General features: G+C 50.0%; 18 protein-coding genes. 8 read left to right on the top strand and 10 right to left on the bottom strand.

Annotated elements, in window-relative coordinates; translation table 11 throughout:
• Positions 1-36: 36 nt before the first annotated feature.
• Positions 37-828, bottom strand: a complete 792-nt coding sequence (locus tag AB4876_RS00695) for an enoyl-CoA hydratase/isomerase family protein (protein WP_368379739.1) — start codon at positions 826-828, stop codon at positions 37-39.
• A 234-nt stretch (positions 829-1,062) separates the two neighbouring features.
• On the opposite strand from AB4876_RS00695, the gene AB4876_RS00690 reads away from it, so the two are divergent.
• A complete protein-coding gene (locus tag AB4876_RS00690; protein ID WP_368379738.1) occupies positions 1,063-2,208 on the top strand; it encodes an aminoglycoside phosphotransferase family protein in 1,146 nt (381 codons plus the stop codon).
• A gap of 87 nt (positions 2,209-2,295) precedes the next feature.
• Here AB4876_RS00690 and AB4876_RS00685 read toward each other — a convergent pair whose 3' ends face one another.
• From AB4876_RS00685 to AB4876_RS00670, 4 genes are all read right to left on the bottom strand, one after another.
• Positions 2,296-4,401 (bottom strand): TonB-dependent receptor, encoded by a 2,106-nt coding sequence (locus AB4876_RS00685; protein WP_368379737.1) that lies wholly within the window; start codon positions 4,399-4,401, stop codon positions 2,296-2,298.
• A gap of 176 nt (positions 4,402-4,577) precedes the next feature.
• Positions 4,578-5,333, bottom strand: coding sequence for a helix-turn-helix transcriptional regulator (locus AB4876_RS00680; RefSeq protein WP_368379736.1), 756 nt, complete (start codon positions 5,331-5,333; stop codon positions 4,578-4,580).
• A 144-nt stretch (positions 5,334-5,477) separates the two neighbouring features.
• Positions 5,478-6,269, bottom strand: a complete 792-nt coding sequence (locus tag AB4876_RS00675; protein WP_368379735.1) for an enoyl-CoA hydratase-related protein — start codon at positions 6,267-6,269, stop codon at positions 5,478-5,480.
• Between the two features lie 64 nt (positions 6,270-6,333).
• On the bottom strand, positions 6,334-7,095 hold the full coding sequence (locus AB4876_RS00670) for an SDR family NAD(P)-dependent oxidoreductase (RefSeq protein WP_368379734.1): 762 nt from the start codon (positions 7,093-7,095) through the stop codon (positions 6,334-6,336).
• A gap of 379 nt (positions 7,096-7,474) precedes the next feature.
• Between AB4876_RS00670 and AB4876_RS00665 the strand changes: the two genes are divergently transcribed.
• The 5 genes from AB4876_RS00665 to AB4876_RS00645 all read left to right on the top strand — a co-directional run bounded on the left by AB4876_RS00665 (position 7,475) and on the right by AB4876_RS00645 (position 15,268).
• Positions 7,475-8,962, top strand: coding sequence for an HAD-IB family hydrolase (locus AB4876_RS00665; protein ID WP_368379733.1), 1,488 nt, complete (start codon positions 7,475-7,477; stop codon positions 8,960-8,962).
• Positions 8,959-10,377: a wax ester/triacylglycerol synthase family O-acyltransferase gene (locus tag AB4876_RS00660; RefSeq protein ID WP_368379732.1), complete on the top strand. Its 1,419-nt coding sequence runs from the start codon at positions 8,959-8,961 to the stop codon at positions 10,375-10,377. The genes AB4876_RS00665 and AB4876_RS00660 overlap by 4 nt, the downstream gene beginning before the upstream one ends.
• Before the next feature lie 78 nt (positions 10,378-10,455).
• Positions 10,456-11,865: a DUF3336 domain-containing protein gene (locus AB4876_RS00655; RefSeq protein WP_368379731.1), complete on the top strand. Its 1,410-nt coding sequence runs from the start codon at positions 10,456-10,458 to the stop codon at positions 11,863-11,865.
• Between the two features lie 33 nt (positions 11,866-11,898).
• Positions 11,899-12,732: an alpha/beta hydrolase gene (locus AB4876_RS00650; protein ID WP_368379730.1), complete on the top strand. Its 834-nt coding sequence runs from the start codon at positions 11,899-11,901 to the stop codon at positions 12,730-12,732.
• Between the two features lie 181 nt (positions 12,733-12,913).
• A complete protein-coding gene (locus AB4876_RS00645; protein WP_368379729.1) occupies positions 12,914-15,268 on the top strand; it encodes a 1-acyl-sn-glycerol-3-phosphate acyltransferase in 2,355 nt (784 codons plus the stop codon).
• Positions 15,269-15,516: 248 nt separating this feature from the next.
• Here the strand turns inward: AB4876_RS00645 and AB4876_RS00640 are convergent, their stop codons facing one another.
• The 4 genes from AB4876_RS00640 to AB4876_RS00625 form a co-directional block, all read right to left on the bottom strand.
• A complete protein-coding gene (locus AB4876_RS00640; protein WP_368379728.1) occupies positions 15,517-16,623 on the bottom strand; it encodes an alkane 1-monooxygenase in 1,107 nt (368 codons plus the stop codon).
• 92 nt (positions 16,624-16,715) lie between these two features.
• Complete coding sequence (locus AB4876_RS00635) at positions 16,716-17,861, bottom strand: acyl-CoA dehydrogenase family protein (protein WP_368379727.1); 1,146 nt, start codon at positions 17,859-17,861, stop codon at positions 16,716-16,718.
• 74 nt (positions 17,862-17,935) lie between these two features.
• Entirely contained in the window at positions 17,936-19,651 is a 1,716-nt protein-coding gene (locus AB4876_RS00630) for an enoyl-CoA hydratase-related protein (protein WP_368379726.1), read from the bottom strand.
• Positions 19,652-19,891: 240 nt separating this feature from the next.
• Positions 19,892-20,779: a LysR family transcriptional regulator gene (locus tag AB4876_RS00625; RefSeq protein WP_368379725.1), complete on the bottom strand. Its 888-nt coding sequence runs from the start codon at positions 20,777-20,779 to the stop codon at positions 19,892-19,894.
• Between the two features lie 101 nt (positions 20,780-20,880).
• Here AB4876_RS00625 and AB4876_RS00620 point away from each other — a divergent pair, with 101 nt between their 5' ends.
• Both AB4876_RS00620 and AB4876_RS00615 read left to right on the top strand, forming a co-directional pair.
• Positions 20,881-22,017, top strand: coding sequence for an acyl-CoA dehydrogenase family protein (locus AB4876_RS00620; protein WP_368379724.1), 1,137 nt, complete (start codon positions 20,881-20,883; stop codon positions 22,015-22,017).
• 13 nt (positions 22,018-22,030) lie between these two features.
• A complete protein-coding gene (locus AB4876_RS00615; protein ID WP_368379723.1) occupies positions 22,031-22,999 on the top strand; it encodes an NAD(P)H-dependent flavin oxidoreductase in 969 nt (322 codons plus the stop codon).
• 114 nt (positions 23,000-23,113) lie between these two features.
• Here AB4876_RS00615 and AB4876_RS00610 read toward each other — a convergent pair whose 3' ends face one another.
• Positions 23,114-23,470: a DUF2834 domain-containing protein gene (locus AB4876_RS00610; RefSeq protein WP_368379722.1), complete on the bottom strand. Its 357-nt coding sequence runs from the start codon at positions 23,468-23,470 to the stop codon at positions 23,114-23,116.
• Positions 23,471-23,571: the final 101 nt, after the last annotated feature.

The following is a 23,571-nucleotide window of genomic DNA, read 5'->3' as shown; positions in this document are numbered from 1 at the left end:
AAGGTAAAATTCAATTCATAAGTAATTCAGCGGCTTTTAAGCAATCCAATTGGGTTTACGCTTCTCTAGGAAAGCGGTTAAGCCCTCTTGCCCTTCGGTGCTACCGCGGGTTTCCGCAATACGTTTACTGCTGTCAGCGATTAGCTCCGGGGTAATTTCACGGTTTGCGTAGTCGATAATCAAGCGCTTCGCCTCGCCAACGCCCCGTGGGCCATTGCGCAAAAGGCTTTTTAAGATACGTTCAATACCTTCATCCAAATGCGCTTCAGACTCAACCAGCTCAGTAACCAAGCCCAACTCTCTGGCCTTGGCCGCATCAATAAGCTCTGCGGTAGTAAAGTAGCGACGCGATGCGCGCTCGCCAATGGCGTTAATAACATAGGGGCTGATGGTTGCCGGAATCATGCCGACCTTAACTTCACTTAAGCAGAATGCCGCCGCGGGTGACGCCACGGCAATATCGCAACAACTCACCAAACCTACACCGCCACCAAAAGCAGCGCCCTGCACCTTGGCGATCGTTAATTTTGGCAGCGTGTTTAAACGGCGTAACATTTCAGCCAACAATTCTGAATCGCGCAGATTCTCTTCGTAGCCGTATTGGGCCATGCGCCGCATCCAATTTAGGTCGCCGCCCGCACAAAAGCTCTTGCCGGTAGACGCTAGTATTAGCGCTCTTACAGAGTCGTCTTGAGCCGCTTTAGCAAACGCCTCGCTCAAGGCCGCAACCACAGTGTCGTCGAAGGCATTGTGTATTTCAGGGCGAACAAGGGTGACTGTCGCTACACCGCGGGCATCGACAGCGTAATGAATTGGAGCGTCCGACATGGCGTGGTCTATCCTCTACTCGTTGAGATTACTGAATATTGGCCGCAAGCGGTGCCTAACACTACGCCTTGCTCACCACTCCAGCATTTAAGGCCTAAAATATACTACACATGCGAACCTTTCGCTAGCCTTTATATTGACGGAAATCCGTCTATCGAAGAACGGCACTCAGCCTGCTAGCCTTAGTTACATCAAAATAGTCATTTCAAACAATAAGCAACAGGTGAATTCATAATGAAAATGAACTTCGAACAAATAAAGACTGCCTTCGATAAGGAAACAGCCCAGCGCAAGCCCGTCCAGAGCCGTGACGAAATCCCCATGGCCTTTGAAGACATCACCCCCGACTGGCTGAACGACGTATTAGATGCAAAAGCCAATGGCACAAAAGTCACCGAGCTTACCCTCGGCCCCGAGGACGAGGGCACATCGAGCCGCCGGCGCATCGAGATCCAGTACAACTCGGAACAGCACACCCTACCCCGCAGCGTATTCTGTAAGGCTACGTTTACCCTGCCCAGTCGCTGCCTACTGGGCATGAATGGCGCAATTGAAGGCGAAGTAAAGTTCTACAATATTGTTCGGCCACAGCTCGATATCGAAGCGCCAACCGCGCGCTTTGCCAATTTCAATCCAGACACCCTGAACTCCATCGTCATGCTCGACGACATGACCGGCAGCGTGACCTTTAGCGACCACACCACGATTATTACTGAACAGCTTGCCAAGGAGCAGCTGGAGATTCTCGCCAAACTCCACGGCAAGTACTATCAAAGTGCGGCAATACAAGGCGAGCTGTCCTACCTCAACACGTGGTCGGATTTTTTTACCATTACCGCCAACGAAGCAGGCTTTGGTCCCCAGGCAGACATCGGCTTTCGTGAAGCAAAAGAAGTTATTCCCGCCAATTTATTTAAAAAAGCCGATCAAATTTGGCCAGCAACCCTTGCCAGTGTAAACGCTCACAAAAGCCTGCCGCACACCGTGGTTCACTCCGACGTTCACCTTAAAAACTGGTATATCACCGCCGACAAACATATGGGCCTGAGCGATTGGCAGTGCATGTGTGTTGGTCACTGGGGGCGAGACTTGGCCTATGTCTTATCAACCAGCTTACCCATAGGCGATCGCCGCGCTTGGGAAAAAGACCTTATTCAATACTACCTAAAAGAGCTGAAGGCCAATGGCGGCCCAGACACGCCCTTTGGCGATGCATGGAATTACTACCGCCAGAACCTATTCGGCGCCCTAGCATGGTGGACACCGGTACTCAGCCCCAACCCCGATGTGCCAGACATGCAGCCCCGCGACACCAGCTTAGAGTTCATTAGCCGCATGACCCACGCAATTGACGACACCCAGGCCCTAGACAGCCTGTGATGCTTCGCACAATTAGGTAACAAAAAAACGGGCCCTATTGGGCCCGTTTTTTTACTAGGTAGCATTCCTGCCACCACAGATTAGCGATTAAAAACTGTAGCGCACCGCAACCCCGTAAGTCGCTGGCGGCGCCGCCGAAACAAAATCACCAAAGGTACTTTGCTGCGAGTAATACGAGTACTCGCTATCGAGCATATTGCGAGCATAAAGCCGGAAACGCCATGCCTCATCCTTGCTGGTAAGCGCAACTTCTGCATTCAAAACATCGTAGCTGTCTTGCTCGGTACGGTTGTCTGGTTCCCAGTAGAAGCCGTCGTTGTAGTAATAAGAAACATTGTAGTTAACTTCCCCCAACGCGGTATCTTGCCGATAATTAGCGCTAATATTCGAGGTGAATTTTGGCGCGCGGGTCATTTCATTACCAGCGAGATCAGCAAAGCTTTGATCGTTACCTGAGCCACTCGACTTTGGCGATATCACCGGACCGGCGTCAAAGTTGGTGTACTCGGTCTCTAGCAGCGCCACCGCGACGTTAATATCGAAATTATCGGTAACGTAATATTGGGTCTCGACCTCTGCACCGTACATTTCTGAATCGCCAACATTAAACAAAAATACCGCACCACCGAGAATTTGCTGCAACTGAAGGTTTTGGAAGTCGTAATAGAACAATGAGGTATTCACCCGCAAACTACGATCAAGGAAGTCGCCTTTAAAACCCACCTCGTAGGCATCAAGCTCTTCAGGATCAACCGGCTCCGGCGCACTGCCCGTGACCACAAGGGTATTGTAAACACCACTTTTAAAGCCTCGACTGTAACTTGCATACAGCAGCATATTGTCTTTTAACTCGTGGTCTAGCGCCAAGCGCCAACTAGGTGAGGTCCAGCTTTCATCCACAGTGAAGGGGGCCACATTACTACCAACAGTAGTGGCGCCGGAAAGCTCGCGCTTGTCTTTGGTATAGCGCGCCCCAAGTGTTGCCTTGGTGGCCGAACTGATATCGTAACTCGCCTGAGCGTATGCGGCATACGAAGTGGTTTCCTGTAGAGAATCCACGCCAATATTCGCACTCGGCGTAGCGACGACAGTATCATCATAGGCGGCGTCTGCATTAAGATAATACAAGCCTGCCGTCCACTGTAGGGCGCCATCCCCAGTCGAATTTAGCTGAAACTCCTGACTAAATTGCTCGGTATACTGGCGGATATAGAAGTTAACCACTTCACTGGGGCCGGAGTCTTGATCGAGTAAATAATTCAATTCACTTCGGGTTTTAGCGGTGGTTGAAATTAATTCAAAGTGCTCAAAATCGCGACGATATTTACCAGAAAAAGAATCGGTAGAGGTGTCTGCCAGCGGTTCCTGATTGGTGTTTATATCCTGATAATCGCCGGTATTAGTACCGCCACCGGTTGCCGTGGTGCCCACTGCTGCTTGACGAGCAATGCCCACATCACTGCGCCGATTAGCACGCAGCGCGCTCAAAACCAAACTACTATTGTCATCAATATCAAATACCAATTTACTGCGCAGCGAACTGCTCTCTTCTCCTGGCCGCTCTTCTCCGCGAGTAATGTTGTCGCCGTAGCCTTTATCGCGGTTTAGGTAAAATGCCGACAGGTCGATGGCTACCGAATCAGTTAAACCGGTGCTGGCGTACGCGTCTGTGCGCAGCTCGCCATAGCTGCCGTAGCTCAAGCCAAGCAACCCGGAGGTTTCATGCGTGGGATCTTTAGTGATTACGTGAATTAGACCGCCGGTGGCATTGCGACCAAACAGTGTACCCTGCGGCCCCCGCAGCACTTCAACCCGCTCGATATTATTAAAGTCCATTACCGAGCCCGCCATAGACGAGTAGTAAACCCCGTCTACATAGGTCGATACACTGCTCTCATCACCAACCGAGGAGTTTTTTGTGCCCACCCCCCGAATAAACGGGGTGGCTGAACCCACTTGCCGACTAAATTGTAAATTGGGAACGACCTGCGTTAATTCATCCGAGCCACTTATGCCCGTTTTTTCCAGCATGCTTGCCGATGCTGCAGTGATGGCAATAGGTACATCTTGGACATTTTCCGCACGCTTTTGAGCGGTCACGATGACCTCCTCGAGCTCCGCATAAGTTGCCAGCGAAGGCATAATAAGAAATGCGCCCAATAATCTCGCCGCATTAAGCTTAACTTTGTGCATACACAAACCTCGTCGATTATTTATATTATTTGAGTAAACAGGCAGACTTAAACTTAGCAGACTATTAATTAGCATGCGATATTTACGCAAACAAAATTACTACCAATGACGAGCTAAATTAAATACAAATACACAAAGAGCTTTGGTGCGACGCTTTGCGCAACAAGGGGACAATATTAGTGGCTTAACGCGGCAATCAATGCGGTGCGACTGTGGACATCGAATTTTTTGTAAATTCGCCGCAGGTGATTTTCAATCGTATACTCAGACAAGGCCAAGCAGGCGCTAATCTGTTTATTGCTAAAACCCCGCAGCATTTGCGCTACCACGTCTTTTTCTCGCGGCGTCAGGAGCATTTGATGCCGCGCAGGAATATCAGCAAGAGGGCGCGCTGATTTACTCAGCTCATTTTCTCGGCAAGATGCGAGGATACCATTGTCGATTAAATGGTCTGCTGCGCTCATTAACCAGCTTTGGGTTTTCGCTACAGCACTCTCCGCATAGATATGCCGAGACTGGCGCGCACCATTACCCAATAGCATACCCGCCACCAAGTAAAACCGCCGACTTAACTGCCGCGACAAAGCCGCAGTTTCTATATAGCCAGCCCCACGCAGCGCATGAGTATAATAATTTGCTGAGGCGCCAAACTGCTTGGCGGGCAAATGCGATATACCAAGCTCGGAAACCCCCAATAACGCATTACTAACGCCGCCATGGGGTAGCAAGGGATCATCGCGGAACACGCCCTGCCGATAGACCGTAAGCAGCTCTGGCGCAATGCCGGTATTGTGCAAAAAATGGATCGATGGGCCTTCACCAGACACATCGTAAAGAAATAAGGCCAGCTCGCTCGCGCGGCTAGTGCGTAGCACATCACTACTGTAAGCGGCGTTAAGAGAATTAAACTCCGCGACTGGGCTGAGGGACATAGGATGCATCCTCGTCGCAAACTTATTTGGCCACACCGCAAGATTTTATAAAATTATAAGGCGGCGCAACACCTGTAAATACAAAACAAACAATCGGCGATGAGCTACTTGCTTCCGCAGCACACCACCGATGTTTAGCAAGATTTAAATGAACTTACGGAAATCTGGCTTACGCTTCTCATTAAAGGCATTAACACCTTCTTTAGATTCGTCAGTATCGTAGTACATTTTAACCGCATTCAAAGCCATCATACTGGTACCGCGAATCGACTCGCTGTCACAGTTGAATGAGCGCTTCGCCAATGCCATCGCAGTAGGGCTGTGCTGCAACATAGTTTCGCACCAGCTAGTAACTTCGGCTTCTAGCTCAGCAGCGGGAACCACTTTGTTTACTAGGCCCATATCGGCCATTTCTTGAGCGGTATAACGCTTACACATATACCAAATTTCGCGGGCTTTCTTCTCGCCAACAATACGCGCTAGGTAAGCGGTACCCCAGCCAGCATCGACCGAACCCACTTTTGGCCCAACTTGACCCATCTGCGCGGTATCGGCAGCAATAGTCAGATCGCAAATGGTTGCCAGCACATTGCCGCCACCAATGGCGTAGCCATTTACTGCTGCAATAACAGGCTTGGGAATATCGCGAATCGCTGATTGCAATTCATCAATAGGCAGACCTACAACACCGCGACCATCGTAGTCGCCATCGTGATTAGATTGATCACCACCGGTACAAAACGCTTTGTCGCCGGCGCCAGTCAATACCACAACGCCAACACTTTTATCGCTAGCAGCGGTCAAAAAAGCATGGATCAGCTCTTCAATGGTTTTGCCGCGGAAGGCGTTATAGACCTTGGGGCGGTTGATAATAATCCACGCCGCGCCATTGCGGTTTTCGTAGATAATGTCTTCATAAGGTGTAGTAGCAAACATAGTGTATTCCTTGTAAATATTGACTCACCGACAACGCCCCCTTTCAGGGGCAGCTGCAGTGGTGTTAGCTCATAGTCAAACCGCCAGAAATCGAGATTGCCTGCCCAGTTATATAGGACGCATCGTCGCTGCCTAAAAAGGCGATCATGCCTGGATAGTCATCTGGTTGCGCCATGCGACGCAATGGAATGCCCTTGGCCATAGACTCTTTCCACTTTTCAGCTTCTGGACCAGTTCCTACCACCGCCGCCATCGCGGGGGTATCAGTGGGGCCAGGACATACAGCGTTAACGAGTACATTGCCGCGTGCCAGCTCGCGAGCCATCGACTTAGTAAACGCGATAGTGCCGCCTTTACAGGCTGAGTACACTGCTTCGTTACTAGTGCCAACACGGCCAGCATCGGAAGCAACATTCACCACGCGGCCACCTTTGCGCTCAACCATACGCTTACACACTGCAGAATGCAGATTGATTGGGCCAAGCAAATTCAGGCTTATAATTTTTTGCCACAAATCAGGGCCGGTAGTTAAGAAAGGAGCGGGCTTATCCCAGCCAGCATTATTAACCAGCATCCAGATTGGTCCCAACTCGTCTTCAACCTTGGCAACTGAGGCCTCTACGGCGTCAAGATCGGTGATATCTGTCATGTACGGCACCACAGATCCAGTCGCGCCTGCAGCTTTTGACTTCTCAGCCACTGCCGCCGAAGCCTCAGGGTTGATATCAAATAAGGCGACTTTACAGCCTTCTGCTGCCAAACGAAGTACTATGGCCTCACCGATACCACTACCACCACCGGTTACAATCGCTACTTTTCCAGACAAGCCTTTCAAAATACACCTCTCTACTGTTATCTGAGCCTTGTGTAGGCGCATTTACTGCCTACCCTATGCAATCTCACATTGCAGCCCTATCATCGACGACACAGAGTATCGTCGCCACTGAATTCATTATAGACACAGACTTAGCAACCTTACAATACGCTTGCTATCATTTTGCATACTAATTAATATATCAATATAAGCCAACTTTTGTTATAGCTCAACACAGATGAGGCAGCTAAGCAGCCCTTGCTACGCACTTTCAAAGCTTTGTCGCTGCTCCGCAAATAAGACAGAATTACCGCCTACAGCGCGGCAAACACACATAATTTGCAATCGCTTAGCAATGAGCAGGCAATCCAACTCGCGAGGGATACCTATAGTGTCTACCACTGATGATTTGCTGGCCGAAATCAACGATACACCACAGGGGCCAGCCACACTGGCCCTGTTTGATTTTGACGGCACTATAATAGCAGGCTACTCCTCGCTGTTTATCTTGCGAGAACAATTGCGGCGCGGCGATATCAGCAAACACGATTTTGCTCAGGTTGTACTGTCGATCATAAATCACCAGCTAGGATTAATAGATGATCACGCTCTCATGGAGCTTGGCGCCTCCTTTCTAAAGGGCAGCCCAGTACAAGACTTTAGCGACTTGTGCTCACAGGTCTACGAGACTCAGCTCAATAAGCGAATATACCCCGAGGCGCGGGCGCTAATAGCAGCCCACCGCGCCCGCGGCCATATTGTTGCCATAGCCTCATCCGCACCAGCCCAAGCGATTGTCGCCGTCGCCAACGAGCTGCAGATCGAGCATATCGCCAGCTCCCACTACATCGTAGACCAGGATCACTTCACCGGTACTGTCACCATGCCAGTGTGCTGGGGATTTGGTAAGCGACTGGCCGCTGAGCAATTGGCCAAGCAGTTAAACTGCCGCCTCGACACCGCCTTCTTTTATACCGACAGCGATGAGGACTTGCCGCTCCTAGAGGTGGTCGGTCACCCCACCGCGGTCAACCCCAACCCCCGCCTCAAGCAGCACGCCACATTCAAAGATTGGCTCTGTGTCGACTTTAAACCGCGCCGCTGGCGCCTACGAGAGCTAGGCGGTACTGCTGGGGTTTATATATCATTGGTGGCAAGTTACCTTGCCGGACTAGGAGTTGCGCACCTAGAGGGTGACCGCAAGCGCGGCCGCGGTTTTATGCTGAAACACTTCACCGACAGTGTGTGTAAGCTAATCGGCATGGATATAGAGTTAATTAACGAACATTATTTACGCGACAACCCTGCCAGCGTGGTTATTTTTAACCACCAAAGTAACGCCGACGGTTTCATTATTCTTAAGTTATTACGCGAAAATTACGCAGGCATTGGCAAGCGCGCCTTTGGAAAAGTACCATTACTATCAGATGCCTATGAGTTCGCTGGAGTAATACCCATCGACCGCGACGACAGCAAGAGCGCCATCGCCAGTATGGCACCATTAATAGAGGCCATTACCAAAGAGGGGCGCAGTGTCGCAGTTGCCCCCGAAGGCACGCGCAGCAGCTCGCGCAAGCCCGGTCCCTTTAAAAAAGGTGCATTTCATTTGGCCTTGGATGCTAACGTTAACATCGTCCCCGTGGTAATACATAACTCGCTTAATGTGCAAACCAAAGGTGATTCCCTGTTTCACTCGGCCAAGGTCACCGTCGAGATATTGCCTCCCGTCGATACCAGTAACTGGCAGAGAGCCAACCTGAATCAGCATATTGAAGACGTGCATCAACTATATTTACAGACCTTGGGGTATGCCGCACCAGCACAAAAACAGGCGGCCACTGTGAAAAGAACTCCACGTAAAAAGAAGGCGACAACATGAAGCAGCTAAAACCACAAGACGCTCAGTTTCTGTATATGGAAACCGAAAACAATTTGTCTAATGCCACCATGGTCTGCGTCTACACGCCACCCCAGTCACTAGAACAGAGCCAGGCCAATTACGACCCGCTAGCGGCAATCACCAAACAGCTACAAAATCGGCTTCATCTAAGTACTATTTTCACCCACCGCATCAAATCTGTGGCAATGAACCTCGATTACCCTTACTGGGCAAAAGACCCGCACTTTAAGCTTGAAAATCATCTCAGCGAAACTCGCGCCGCCGCACCTGGCGACCGCGCGGCGCTAAACAAGGCCGCCGCCGACTTTCATTCTCGGCCCTTAGATTTGCGCCGCCCACCATGGGAGATTCATCTCATCAGTGGCCTAGACAGTATCGAGGGTTTTGAAAAAGGCAGCTTTGCTCTGCTCATCAAGATCCATCATGCAGCCATCGACGGCACCTCGGCCATGCAGCTATTTCTCGGCTTGCACGACGACAGCCCCGATACAGACGAAGCCGCGCCAAGCACCAATACCAGCGAGCAAGCTCACCCCTACCCGCAGCGCCAGCAGTTGCTGCGCAATGCCGGCAGCAACTATTTGAGCTCACCGCGCAACGCAGCTAATCGGGTCTTCAGCCAGCTGAAATCGAGGCGCGCTAGCAAAAGCCAAACTGAAAACCTACCACCAGTAAAAAAGCCGCCAGTGCCAAAAACCCGTTTCAACCAAGCCGTTAGCCCCGGCAAAAAGCTTGCGACACACCTTTTATCTCTGGAGCAACTCAAATCCCTGCGCCAATTAGCGCCGGGCGCCACCTTAAACGATGTGATACTGGGGCTCTGCAGTGGCACCCTACACCGCTATCTAAATCATCACGGCGAACTACCGAACACACCGCTAGTAGCATGGGTACCAATTAACGCGCGCCTGCCCGGTGGAGCGAGCGACGACGGCAATAACATCAGCGCTATGGCCATTGATCTGGCAAGTCAAATAACCGACCCCATCGAGCGCTTGCAGTTAATAGTTGCCACAACCCAAGATGCCAAGGCGGCACGCACCGGCCTCGCTGCGCGAATGGTCACCGACCTAAGCCAGCAACTACCCAGTTTGGGAATGGCCGCCTTTACCAAACTACTGCTCGCGTCTGGCGTTACCGGGAAAATCTGCAATCTCGCTATTTCGAATGTGCCGGGCCCAGCAAAACCCTTTTATTTACGAGGCGCTCAGTGCCGAGAGCAATACGGCATGGTCCCTTTAGGTGATCATATGGGACTATTTTTTGTGGTGATGAGCTACAATGGCGCGCTTAGCGTGACCATTACCACCACTGAAGACATCCTCCCTGACGACGACTTTTTGGTGAGCTGCTTGCAAGAGGAGTTTTCACTGCTGTGTCAGTTACTAAAATAGCTATTTATAATAGCTAGGCACAACAGTATTTGCTCCCGCGGTACCGCGCTCAGCTCACCTATTACTAACGGATCCCCAATGACGCAAGCTAGTAACTACAATGAATGGCGCGAAGCAGCGATTGAACGCGACCGCAAAACCGGCATGATCGGCTGGCGCCAGGCAGAAAGCAGCCGTTTGTATGACTATCGTTCAATCCGAAATCGGCTGACCAAACTCAGAGAAAAACGTGCGGGGGGCGACACCAAAGGTCTTTTGTTTGCTCTAAACGAAGGCATCCACGGCAATATGGCGGGCATGGGTAACTCGCTTTTATATAAGCGCGCAGCTTTTGGCACCAAGCTCCTAATCGACGAATACACCACCGAAGTCGGCGAAGCCCTGCAATACCTCGCAAGCAAAGAAGTTACCGACATTACACTTGCTCAAAAAGCCGACTTTTTCCAGCGCGCCAGCCATTGTTTTGGGCGCTCTGCACTCATGTTAAGTGGCTCCGGCACCCTGTTTTATTTTCACCTAGGCGTTGTAAAGTCATTGTGGGAACAAGACCTACTACCCAAAATAATCAGTGGTTCCAGTGGTGGTGCATTAATAGGCTCATTGGTGGGCACCCACTCTCGCGAAGAGCTAGAAAAAATATTCGACCCCGAATACATTCGCTTTGAGGTCGAACAGAATAATGGCGCCCTACCCAGCTTTGGCCTACTGCGCCGCCAGCCGATTTCATTGCATGCCGTAAAAGAACTGTACACGCGGCTAATCCCCGAAATCACTTTTCAGGAAGCCCAGCAATTAACCGGCTACAAACTAAATGTATCGGTCGCGCCGGTTGAGAAACATCAGTCGTCGAGATTACTCAATGCTATAGCCTCACCGAATGTATTGGTTCGCGACGCAGTAATGGCATCAAGTGCATTTCCCGGCTTTTTTCCTGCAGTTACGCTGCAAGCTAAAGATGAGCACGGCAATATTCGCCCCTATCTCGAAGATCGCAAATGGATAGATGGCTCAATCTCAGACGATATGCCAATAAAGCGCATCACCCGTTTATACGGGGTTAACCATTTTATTGTCAGCCAAACCAATCCCGCCGCCCTACCTTTTATTCACCGCGAGAAATCTTCCGTTGGACTGGCCGTCATCAAGCGGGCATTAAAGAACACCACTAGAGAATGGCTGCTCGCTGGCAATAAACTGCTCAGCCACCCCGGAGCGAACGAATCTGCCTTTAATAGCGCGGCGACAATGCTTGGCCAAGTACTCTCCCAAACCTATACTGGCGACATCAATATTTTGCCGCCCAGCCGCTTGCACAATCCAATGAGCCTGCTGTCAGGTCGTAGTAGTGAAGAAGCGCTAGCGCTGATCAACGCAGGCGAGCAAGCTACCTGGCCACACATTGAGAGGATTCGCCTACAGACTCACATCAGCCGAATACTGGATCAAATTCTGACGGATCTCGACACCCAAATGCTGTATTCTCAGTAATTATGAGATCTATCAATAAGGAGCGGTTTTAAGATGGCAGTACAAACAGAGAACTTCACGAACGCCAACGGAACACGCATCCATACTCGTAGTTGGCAAATCCCAGAGCCCAAGGCCCTGGTCGTCATTGTGCACGGCCTGGGTGAGCACGGCGAGCGCTACCACGCGCTAGCCACCGCCTTAAATACAAGTGGCTATAACTGTTACGCCCTCGACAACGTGGGACACGGATTATCTGAAGGTGAAAAAGGCCACATCGACGATTTCTCAATTTTTGTCGACACCGCTGTTGAGTTTATCCGCAATGTTCGCGCAACAGCCCCCGAACTCCCATGCTTTATGATCGGTCACAGCATGGGTGGCGTCATCGCCACCAACGTACTTATTGATCACTCAGAACTCATTGATGGCTGCATATTGTCCGGGCCCGCACTGGCAACCGACGAAGCGATCGGTCCTGTTCAAAAACGCATATTGAAAGTGATCGCCGCGCTATTCCCGCGCCTGCGAATCTTCGCCGTTGATCCGAGTCTAGTTTGTAGCGATCCGGCCGTCGTCGCCGATTACAGCAACGACCCCCTCGTGCTCAGAGGTAAAGGCAGCGCCAAGTTAATCGTAGAAATCTTGTCGGGTAGCGCGCGCGGTTTATCCCAAGCCACGACTATTAAAACCCCGATGCTGCTATTACACGGCGAGCAGGATGCCCTTGCCCACCCCAATGGCTCTCGCAGCCTTTACAGCTCGATATCGTCCGCCGACAAAAAGCTCGTTATCTACCCCGAGCTCTATCACGAAATTTTTAATGAACCCTGTAAACACGAGATTTACCAAGACGTGGCCGAATGGCTCAACACACATGTTAAATAGCGCTTCAAAATACTCTCGTAGCTAAATAAAACCATTAAAAGTTATTACTGAGTACATCGAAATCGGGTTTTATAACTAATAAATACGTATATTAAGTCTATTATTAATGCTGCAATAGCAGCTGCGATAACTTATCGCCAGCTTGCTAGGGCGCTAGAACAATTTTAAAGGAACATCCTGGATGACAGAGACTAATAAAAATCCTTGGCCAATCAATGTAAATCAAGCCATCGTGTTCATTGCGGACTGTAGCAATAAGCACGAAATGAAGCTGATCAGCAGCTACATTGAAAAGTATCAGCCAGCAGGAAGCGCATATGAGGTGGTATATCGCCCGCTGCGCAATAGTCGCCAACAAAAGCTACGCAAAGGCGATTTGTGCCTAGCGGTGAGCAAATACGAAGACTGCTTCTTAGTACCCGTTAGACTCAACTGGGTGCCCAAACAAAAACGGCACGACGGCATAGAGCTTATCGACTTTATTTCTGGCCGCACAACCAACCCAAACCGACTTCACCAGCTCGCCTCTCGACTTACTGGCGGACTCGATAACGGCGTAGTCGTTGGCGAAGGCGCATCATTATCAAGACTGCGTTCTGAATTTGCCAAGAAGCAAGAGCAGGGTTTTCAATACGCCGACCTAGGTGCCTTCGTGGAGCGCTCGGCTTTATTAGCCCTTGAAAAAGCCCAGCGCAATGTTAGTGGTGCACGCTATCGAATCCCCCATCTTATTAATGACGAAGTACTCAACCGCCCCGCCATGCGCGCGGCGCTGGAGACAATTCAAAAAAATAGCAATAAACCTCTGGCAGCCCTAGAGAAATACGCGCATCAGTGTTTGGTTGAAATGGCTGCCACGCCAACGCCAATGGGTAATGACCTCGCCGCAGCGCTAGGTAAGTACATGTCTACCCGAGGCTTTGATCCCAATATAGACATTGACCCCCAAGAAATTGAACGCATTCGTAAACTCTTGAAGGAAAAGCCTGTCGCCTTCTTGTTCACTCACAAATCTCATATCGACGGTTTTTTATTACTATGGCTATTCCATAAACACAATTTGCCACCCGCACATATTTTTGGTGGTATTAATATGAGCCTGCCGGGCCTGGGAACATTATTGCGCAGCTCTGGCGCTATATTTATCCGCCGCAGCTTTAGCAAAGACGAAGTCTACAAATCCGTCTTCAAAAATTATATCGATTATCTCGGTGAAAAACGTTTCCCCGTAATGTGGGCACTCGAAGGTACTCGCTCGCGCATTGGTAAACTAATGCCGCCCCGCTACGGTCTGATTAACTACGTAGCTAGCGCCTATGCCCGTGACGACGCCCAAGATCTGGTGATGATGCCAATCTCGATCTGCTATGACCAAGTGCCTGAGATTGCCGACTACGATGCACTTCAAGGTGGCGGTAGCAAACGCCCAGAATCAGCCTCGTGGTTTATGGAATATATTAACAGCCTGAAAAAGCCTCACGGCAAGATCCATGTTAGCTTTGGCGAAGGGGTGCCGATCAGTCGCTATATTGACCAATCCAACCCCGTGGTCGAGCCCCGCGCAATTCAAAAGCTGGCCTTTGACTTGGCAGTTGATGTTAACCGCGCCACACCGGTAACGGTAAATGGCTTAATCTGCTATGTGCTCTTAGAGAACGGCCATCGCGCCATCAACTTTAAGGAATTGAGCGAAGCTATTGCTTCTTTACTAACACTATCTAAGCTACTCGACTTCAATGTCAGCAATGAAGTTGAAAACTTCAGCGAAGCCACCCTGCGCCAGTATCTTCAGCAGCTAGGTGAAACCGGCGTTATCAATGTGGTCAACGACGGCATTGAATCGATCTATATGATTCCCCACGACAGTGGTCGTAAAGCGGCCTACTATCGCAACGGCATACTGCACTTCCTCACCACTAGCGCCATCGCAGAGCTAGCACTACTCGGCGTACGCAGCGAAGGCAAAGAGGCAATTACCGAATTCCACAATGAGGCACTGCGTATCCGTGACTTATTAAAATACGAGTTCTTCTTTGAAGGCAGCGAAGATTTTATTCAAAGCCTAGAGCAGGAAATGACACTGCGTGTACCAAAATGGAAAAGCCTGATTGTCAAAGGTGAAGACGCCACCCGCCAAATTATTAAAAATTTCGACCCCCTTATCGGCCATGGCACACTTCGCCCGTTCATTGAGGCTTACTTACTCATTGCGCGCACACTGCGCATGGAAGCTGCCGCCCGCAATAGCGAACCAAAAGCACTGATCGAGCGCGCACTTACCCTGGGTAAACAGCGCGTATTACAACAGCGGATTCACTGTGAAGAGTCGGTGTCGTCGGTGTATTTCGAGAACGCCATCAAAATTGCAGAGAGCCTAAACTTACTTGAGGTATCGGAAGATATTATCGAGCGGCGCCAACAGTGGCTGAACGAGCTGCGCTATCTCACCGCTAACATCAGGGTGCTCGCCTCGGTTAGCGACGCCAAAAGGCTATCGGAACGTGCCCGTTTAGACGAGACACTCGCCTATAGCTAGCCACAGGGCTTGCAGCGCAGCTAGTGCGCGCTGCAAGCCTTTAACACGCTCCGGCCCGCCCTGCCCCTGTATTCGTTAAAACCTCGCTCAGAAGAACAACTCGCGTATTATCCTATATTGAAATCCCACTCGATTTAAACACTCGCCAGTAATTACCTAGCGGCATTTTAAACGCCATACCCAAACGAAAATGCCGGCGCTAGCGCCGGCATTTTCTATTATTGAGCTATTGTAATAAAGCTAGCGCATTACGCCGCCGCCTTATTTTCCATAGACTCACCAAACCAGTTTGGCCAACCTGCACGCTCATTCTGGGCCTTGGCAAGCTCGCGCTCTTCACTGCTTGCAAACTCTAAGTCCCAGCGCTTCAAGGCAGGCTTGGCAATAACATTATTCCAGACCGGCGGAATCAAGGCACTCAAAAAGCAAATAAACACATTGGGCATTTTAATCGCAGTAGTGTCCGGCTTTAGCTTGTAGTAAGGCGTATAAGCATTAAGGTGATGGTCTGCGTGATTGGTAATTTCAAAGGCAATAACACGGGTCATTGGCCCCAAATGATTCCAAACATGACGGCGACCGATTGGCTTACCCGGCACACGTACCTGACCAAAATGCTGGAAGAAGTTAAAAGTTTCAACCCACAGACGCGCAACCAACACCGAAACAATACCGCACACCAATGCAACCGGGCCACCGATAGCAAATATGATACCTTGGAAAATCACTTGGGCAATAACCGCTGGCCACATGCGATGTTTTAAGGAGTAGCGCCCCATGCCACGCTTTTCTAGGGCGTCGCTTTCAAGGCGGAAAGCACAAAGCGTGCTGTGATATACCGCCGGCAGCGCAAACGAATACAAGGATTCGCCACGCGCAGCTGTATCACTGTCTAGCGGTGTACCAACGTCCAAATGATGGCCCGACATATGCGCGATATTTCGGGTGCAATCAAGATAGACAACCTGGCAATACGTACCCACGAACTGACGCATCACACCGCGCTGGTGGTATAACTCGTGTGCCGCTGGCACCACGACAATAACTGACAACCACGTAACAGACAGTGTCGCACCGATAATTTCAGCAGTACTAAGTGCGCCACCACCAATTTTCCATGCCAATACAAATAATAAGCATGGACCAGCTACCGAGCTAATCCAGATTGGGATATTCGCCAAGGACCGGTTGTTAATATGACGCTCTTTCAAATCGATCGGCATAATGTAATCTGCCAGCGCAAGCGCGGGCAGCGTTACTATTCCGAACCACACCCAAGGCCCGCCAACAAAAATCGACACGGCCGTAAGCAACTGAATTAACGGCGAAAAATAGTAGCGCACATAATCAAACATGGAATATACCTCGTATTGCGGTGCTTTATGTTTTTGATACCATGCCTAGGGTAGCTCGGCGTGAAGCGAAGCTTCCCTAGTGAAAGTTTAGATCACTTTTTGAACATTTCCTTAGAAATGATCGTTTTCATTATTTCAATGGAGCCGCCAGCAATTTTCACTATTCGCGCGTCAGCATAAGCGCGGCAGATTGGGTATTCCCACATGTAACCCCAACCACCAAACAACTGCAAACACTCATCTACAGCTTTGCAGTGAAGATTGCTCAGCTGCATTTTAGCGATCGCTGCAGTCACAGAATCTAGCTTGCCAGCAAGGAACATTTCGATACATTTATCGGTAAACACTCGGCCAACAACCGCCTCGGCATACAACTCAGCCAATTTAAACTGGGTGTTCTGGAAGTCAGCAATAGTCTGGCCAAAGGCTTCACGCTGTGAGACGTAATCTTTAGTCCACTCGATAACCGTCTCGGTAACCACCGCACTGCGAATTGTTTGCGCAAGACGCTCCTGAGCGAGCTTCTGCATCATAATTTTGAAGCCCTTGCCCTCTTCACCCAGCATATTGGTGGCTGGCACGCGAACGTCTTCAAAAAACAGCTCAGACGTGTCCTGCGCCTTCATGCCAAGCTTGTCGAGGTTTTTACCACGCACAAAGCCTTCCATGTGACCTTCAACAATAAACAGGGTAACGCCATTGGCACCCGCAGTTGAATCGGTCTTCGTTGCGCAAACCAAAATATCGCAATTCTGACCATTTGAAATAAACACTTTTTGGCCGTTAATAACGAAATCATCACCATCACGAACCGCTTTGGTGCGGATATTTTTTAGATCGCTGCCGGCGTGGGGCTCAGTCATACCCAATGAACCAATCCATTCACCAGACACCATTTTTGGCAGTATGCGTTTTTTCTGCTCTTCGGTACCAAATGAATTGATATAAGTAGCAACCAAATCAGTGTGGATCAAAAATCCTGGACCGGAGTAACCGGAGCGGAACAATTCTTCAAATACCACAACGTCGTAAAGGTAATCAGCGCCCAAGCCGCCGTACTCTTCAGCGATGGTGCAGCAGAGCATGCCCGCCTCACCCGCTTTTAACCACAGCTCGCGGGGCACAACGCCATCTTTTTCCCACTGTTCGTGATAAGGCGCGATTTCCTTGTCAATAAACCGCCTAACCGATTCACGAAACATATTATGTTCTTCATTAAAGAGCGTTCTTTCTATCATAGTGAGCCACCAATTATTTGTTTCACAATCGCAATTTTCGTATGTTAACTAATTATCTAAATTTTTTTGCTGAATTAGGCTGCTGCTAGCTTGTAGCCCAATTCATTCTTAAAGCGCCATTCAAGCTGCGCCAACAAGGCTTGAGCACCGCTGTATTTAAGCTCGCCACGCTGAAACATGGTCAGGCAAGATAAAGGCCCGCCGGTCCACTTTGGAAACTCGACGCCGTATACGGCAAGAAGATCAATACCCGCTAACAACGCATCATTGGCACTGTCACCAAACTCATTTTTAAGCCAAGCGTAAACGTCTAGCGACAAACCTAACAATAGCGGCAAGCCTAGGGCTCGATCAGTCACTTGCAAACTGCGAGCGGGCTCGGCGAGCTCTTCAATCGCGGTTTGCGCCAGCCACTCTAGACCTACCGCTTCGCACTGCGTATAGAAATTTTGTGCAGACACGCCAGCGCCAGCATAAGCCGAGCGCATTGCGCTAATTAACACTTCATTTACGCTCTTCGCGCTGCGACTAACCACAATTGGCTTACCGCTGCGCTGCAGAACTGCCATGGCTAGCGCAGTATCCTCAGCGGATTTACCTGGCGCCAGCTCAAGCACTTCGCTCTCGGCAAAAGTCCCGCTCAGGCGCAGCACAGGTTTATCGCTCAGGGCGCTTTGTGTAACACGCAGGTCCTGCACCAGTAGATCAGCACGCACATCACTAGAAGCCAGATCGGCAAGATAAAAATCAGCGTCAACTTCACTTTCTTGCGTCATTTTTTTAAAGGGCTTTTTACCGAGGTCGCCCCCCCCGATCACAGCAAAGCTAGCCGGTGCCGCTATCTCAGGCACGCCCGCAAGGGAGTTTTTAGTCGCTGCTGTTTTGGACAAAAAGCAGGTTGTCACCATATTTGAGGAAACGGGATCGCTCATCAAATCGACGAAAATATCCCATTCAACATTGCAAGCGGCATCGATTGATTTACCGTGGCCGCCAGTAAGGCAATTGATTATGGCGTCTACCGCTGGATAGAGATTGGAATCGCGAGCACTCACACCAGCCACCTCGCAAGCCCAGCTCCTAAAATCCTCGTCCGCGGCAGATCGATCGCTGTCAGGCATACTAAAATCGGCCGTATCCCAACGTGCGCCAGCCTTCATACCTAGCACCATTTCCACCGCAGCGGCAATGAGCTCCTCAGGTGCAGCGAGCGCATCTACTAAGCCACTGGCCAGCGCCTGATCAGCAGTTAAAGGCTTACCGTCCAACAACATTTTAGTGCCGAGCTCAGTACCAACATAGCGAGGCAAACGCTGGGTGCCGCCGGCGCCAGGCAGGAGCCCGAGCAATACTTCTGGAAGGCCAAGCTGAATATACTTCGAATCTGCGCACACCCGGCCGTGGCAAGCCATAGCCAGCTCCAAGCCACCACCAAGTGCCAAGCCATTTACTGCAGCTACCGTTGGCACCGGCAATTTTTCTAAGCGACGGAATAACTGGCCTAAATAACTATAACGGTCGCGCATTTCCTGCCACGTGGCAGAAAACCGCATGGCGCCAAAGTCTTGAATCATGGCAAGGTCGGCACCAGCAACAAAGCTCGATTTACCCGATGTTATCACCAGGCCGGCCGGCGCGTTGCCAGCTGCCGTGTCGCGTTCAATTTGATCAATTAGGGCGGCGAGATCAGCCATCATCGCTTCAGAGAATACATTGAAGGGGCGGCCCGGCATATCCAACGTTGCCACCATAACGCCACTTGCATTAGTAGCCACTGTTATGTTCTTCATAATTTTACTCATCAACTCAAAAACACCGCGCCCTGCGCACGCCCTACAAAAAAGTGAACAACCAGAACAACTTGAATAGCTAGTATAGCTATTAGTTTGCAAAAGTAAAGTTCGCTAGCGATCATTTAATACAAAAACCACTTAGTGTGAACATCCACTTTAGACTTTGATGAATATTCGAGCGGCTGCGCTTACAATGATCGCCAAGTCCTTTTTATAGATCAGTGCTTATCGCAGAGTTTATGACTCGAGCATACTGACCAAGGTTTTCATCGGCTCGCTCGGCAAAAACTTTGAGCTATAGGCCGCCGCCAAAGGAATGGGGTCAACCTCTTCAACAATACTCAGAAGCGAAAACTCCTCTAGAAAGGAGTCATTCTCTCGATATGAAGCAGCCACTGTGCCAATAGTGTCGGTATTAGCAACAATTTTACACGCCGCTGAGAAATGACCAATAATGTGCAGCTGTTTGTCCGGCGGAATGACTGGCGCGCCAAATAACTGATTAATTAGCTCTGCTGTCGCCACGCTGCGATCGGCCAGCGCCATCGGAAACTGATTCAACTCGCCAATACTAATGTTCGAACGACCGCTCAAAGGATGAGCCTTGCGTACAAAAAAGCAAATTTCCAGCGGCGGCAATAGATGAATAGTAAACTGCGATTTATGCATCATAATCGCCGGTGCAGGACCTACCAATAAATCGATATCGCGATTCACCAAATGGTGAATGCTCTGCTCAATCCAGCCGGTAGTTTGCTCTATACGCACATCGGGATGGGTCATCAACATTTGCGTTAATGCCGTATTTAGCAAGGACACTAGCGATGGAGGGCAAACCCCAACCCGTATCCGCGAGCTGGTCAATTGGCGCCCCATTTTTGCATCGGTGGCTAACTGATCCAAATCAGCAACAATCCGCGCAGCCCTATCTATAAACGCTCTGCCCTGTGCAGTGGCATGCACGCCGCGTGCGTAGCGTTCAAATAAAGCAAAGCCTATCTCATCTTCAATATCGGCGATATTTTTGGTCAGTGCCGACTGCGTAATATGAACCTGCTTTGCTGCTGCCGTCAGTGATCCACAGCGGTCGACCGCAACAATATGGCGCAATTTATTAGGATTCAATTAATATTCCCTTTACGACTATTACAGAATAAATATCATTAGACGGAATATATAAATTTTGTCAATCTCTGGGCTGAAATTAGGGTAACAGGATTATCATCATGATAGAGCGCAGCATCTATAACGAAGACCACGCAATGTTCCGCGAGAGCGTGAAAAAAATGTACGCCCAAGAGCTTACCCCCTATGTAGAAGAGTGGGAGACCAAGGGTATTGTCAGTCGCGAGTTTTGGCGCGCCTGCGGCAATAACGGTATGCTTTTACCGGATATTCCTGAGGCCTACGGCGGCGGCGGGCTGGATTTTAAATTTAACGCTATCCTCCTTGAAGAAACCGCCCTCGCCGGCACTACTGGCCCCGCCTTTGGCGTTCACAACGACATTGTGGCTCACTATATCAACAACTACGGCACCGAAACCGTCAAGCGGCAGTGGTTACCAAAAATGGCCAGCGGCGAAGCCATTGGCGCCATTTGTATGAGCGAACCCAGTACCGGCAGCGACCTAAAAAACATCCGCACCAAGGCCACGCCCGTCGAGGGCGGATTTTTACTCAATGGCTCCAAAACCTTTATTACCAACGGTTTGAACGCCGACGTTGCTGTTATCGCCGCGCGGGTTGGCGACGATAGCGGCGCGCGAGCCATTTCCCTGTTTGTTTGCGGCTGCGACCAGACCGGTTTTATTAAAGGTCGTAAGCTCGACAAGGTCGGCAATCGCTCATCGGACACCGCCGAACTGTTTTTTGAAGATGTATTCATCCCACAAGAAAATATGCTTGGCAAACAGGGCGAAGGCTTTATCTACATGATGACCGAACTGCCACAGGAGCGGCTGTCTATCGCTATTTCCTGCCAAGCCGCAGCGCAGCATGCCTACGATATTGCCGTAGACTACGTTAAAGAACGGCAGGCCTTTGGCAAAGCGGTATTTGATTTTCAAAACACCCGCTTCGTGTTAGCCAATCTCAAAACCAATTTACAAGTTGGCTGGGCGCATCTCGATGCCTGCATACAAGCGCTGGTTGATGGCAAACTCGCCACTCACGAAGCTGCCGCTGCCAAGCTCTGGCACAGCGAGCTGCGCTGTAAAGTCGTAGACGACTGCCTTCAACTCTTTGGCGGCTATGGCTATATCGAGGAATACGAAATTGCACGCCTATGGCGAGATGCCCGTGTAATGCGCCTATACGGCGGCACGTCAGAAATCATGAAAGATCTCATTAGCCGCTCTATATAACGAGGATTAAACTATGGCTCTTCCCGAAATACTCACCAAAAACGTTCGCCTGCCCGTTATGGCAGCACCGATGTTTATCGCCTCAACACCAGAGTTAGTTATAGAACAGTGCAAAGCCGGCATCATTGGCTCGATTCCCGCGCTAAATGCTCGCCCCCAAAGCCAACTGGAAGAATGGATTGTGAGGATCCAAGCCGAGCTGGCCGAATACGACCGCCAGAACCCCGACAAGCCAGCGGCGCCATTTGCAATCAACCAAATATCTCACCCCAGCAACGACAGACTAATGGGTGATTTGGACATTATCGCCAAATACAAAATTCCCATTGTTATCGTCAGCCTCTATGTTGCCCCGCAAATCTGCGAGGTGGTACATAGCTACGGCGGCATCGTACTCAACGACGTGATTTCCAATCGTCAGGCGAAAAAATCTGTTGAAGGCGGCGTTGATGGCCTTATAGCCGTTGCGGCGGGCGCAGGAGGCCATACCGGCACCATATCACCCTTTGCTCTGGTCTCTGAGATCAGAGAGTGGTGGGATGGCCCGCTGGCCCTCTCCGGCTGCATTGCCACCGGTCAGAATATTCTCGCGGCCTTGGCCACCGGCGCAGACATTGCCTACATCGGCTCGCCATTTATTGCGACCAAAGAAGCAAATGCAGTTCCGGACTATAAAGCCATGATTGTTGACGGTAGCGCCAAAGACATCATCACCACCGACGCATTTAGCGGCGTACCCGCAAACTTTTTAGTTGGTTCCGTGGAGCGTGCAGGGCTAGATCCAAAATCACTAAAACGCGATGCCGACAAAGCCATTGATGTAAGCGAAACCAGCCAGAGCTTTAATACATGGAAGGATATTTGGGGCTGCGGACAAGGCATTAATGCCGTGAAAGACATCGTAGCTACCGCCGAGCTTGTCGCTAGGCTTAGCAACGAATACGAAGTTGCTCGCCGAGTATTTTTAGATCGCTTAGCTTAAACTTAAACAGTAATAACAATGCCCCGTCATAACCTAGAATGGTAATGACGGGGCATTTTTATATTTCGCAATTGAAAGTAATATTCCTCCTAATCGCGCAGCAATAACCGAACCCTATTTCTCGGCGCGGTGCTTATCAATATAACGCTCGCGCACAATGAGATACACAGGGAAAGTGAAGGATACGCCAATATAAGACAGCGCAACAAAGAACCAGCCCCATTTTTTACCCATACCAATTCGGTCAGTATCATACACCACCCAAATCATGAACACGGTCCAAGCTATCATCATATCGATGCTGAGAAAGGCCGCTGTTTCACCGGCATCAATCGCATCGGTAAAGAAGGTAATCGGATTAAAGATATTCCCGCCATTGGCCATCCAATCAAAGGCGTGGGGCCACGTCAGCAGCAAGGCCGCAATACCAAGTATCAAAAATACGCCGTGCTTTATATTGGTTGTATTCATGTCTTACTCCAAATATTTTTATAGTTAATTTATTAAAATTAATCATTAAACACGCTTGGTGAAATAGCGAGCCTTATATTACTTTCATTACCAAGCCTGTG

Origin of the sequence: Zhongshania guokunii (assembly GCF_040892635.1) — a bacterium.
Lineage (GTDB): Bacteria > Pseudomonadota > Gammaproteobacteria > Pseudomonadales > Spongiibacteraceae > Spongiibacter > Spongiibacter guokunii.
The sequence above is the reverse complement of the archived record's forward strand: the minus strand, read 5'-3'. Positions and strand labels throughout refer to the sequence as shown.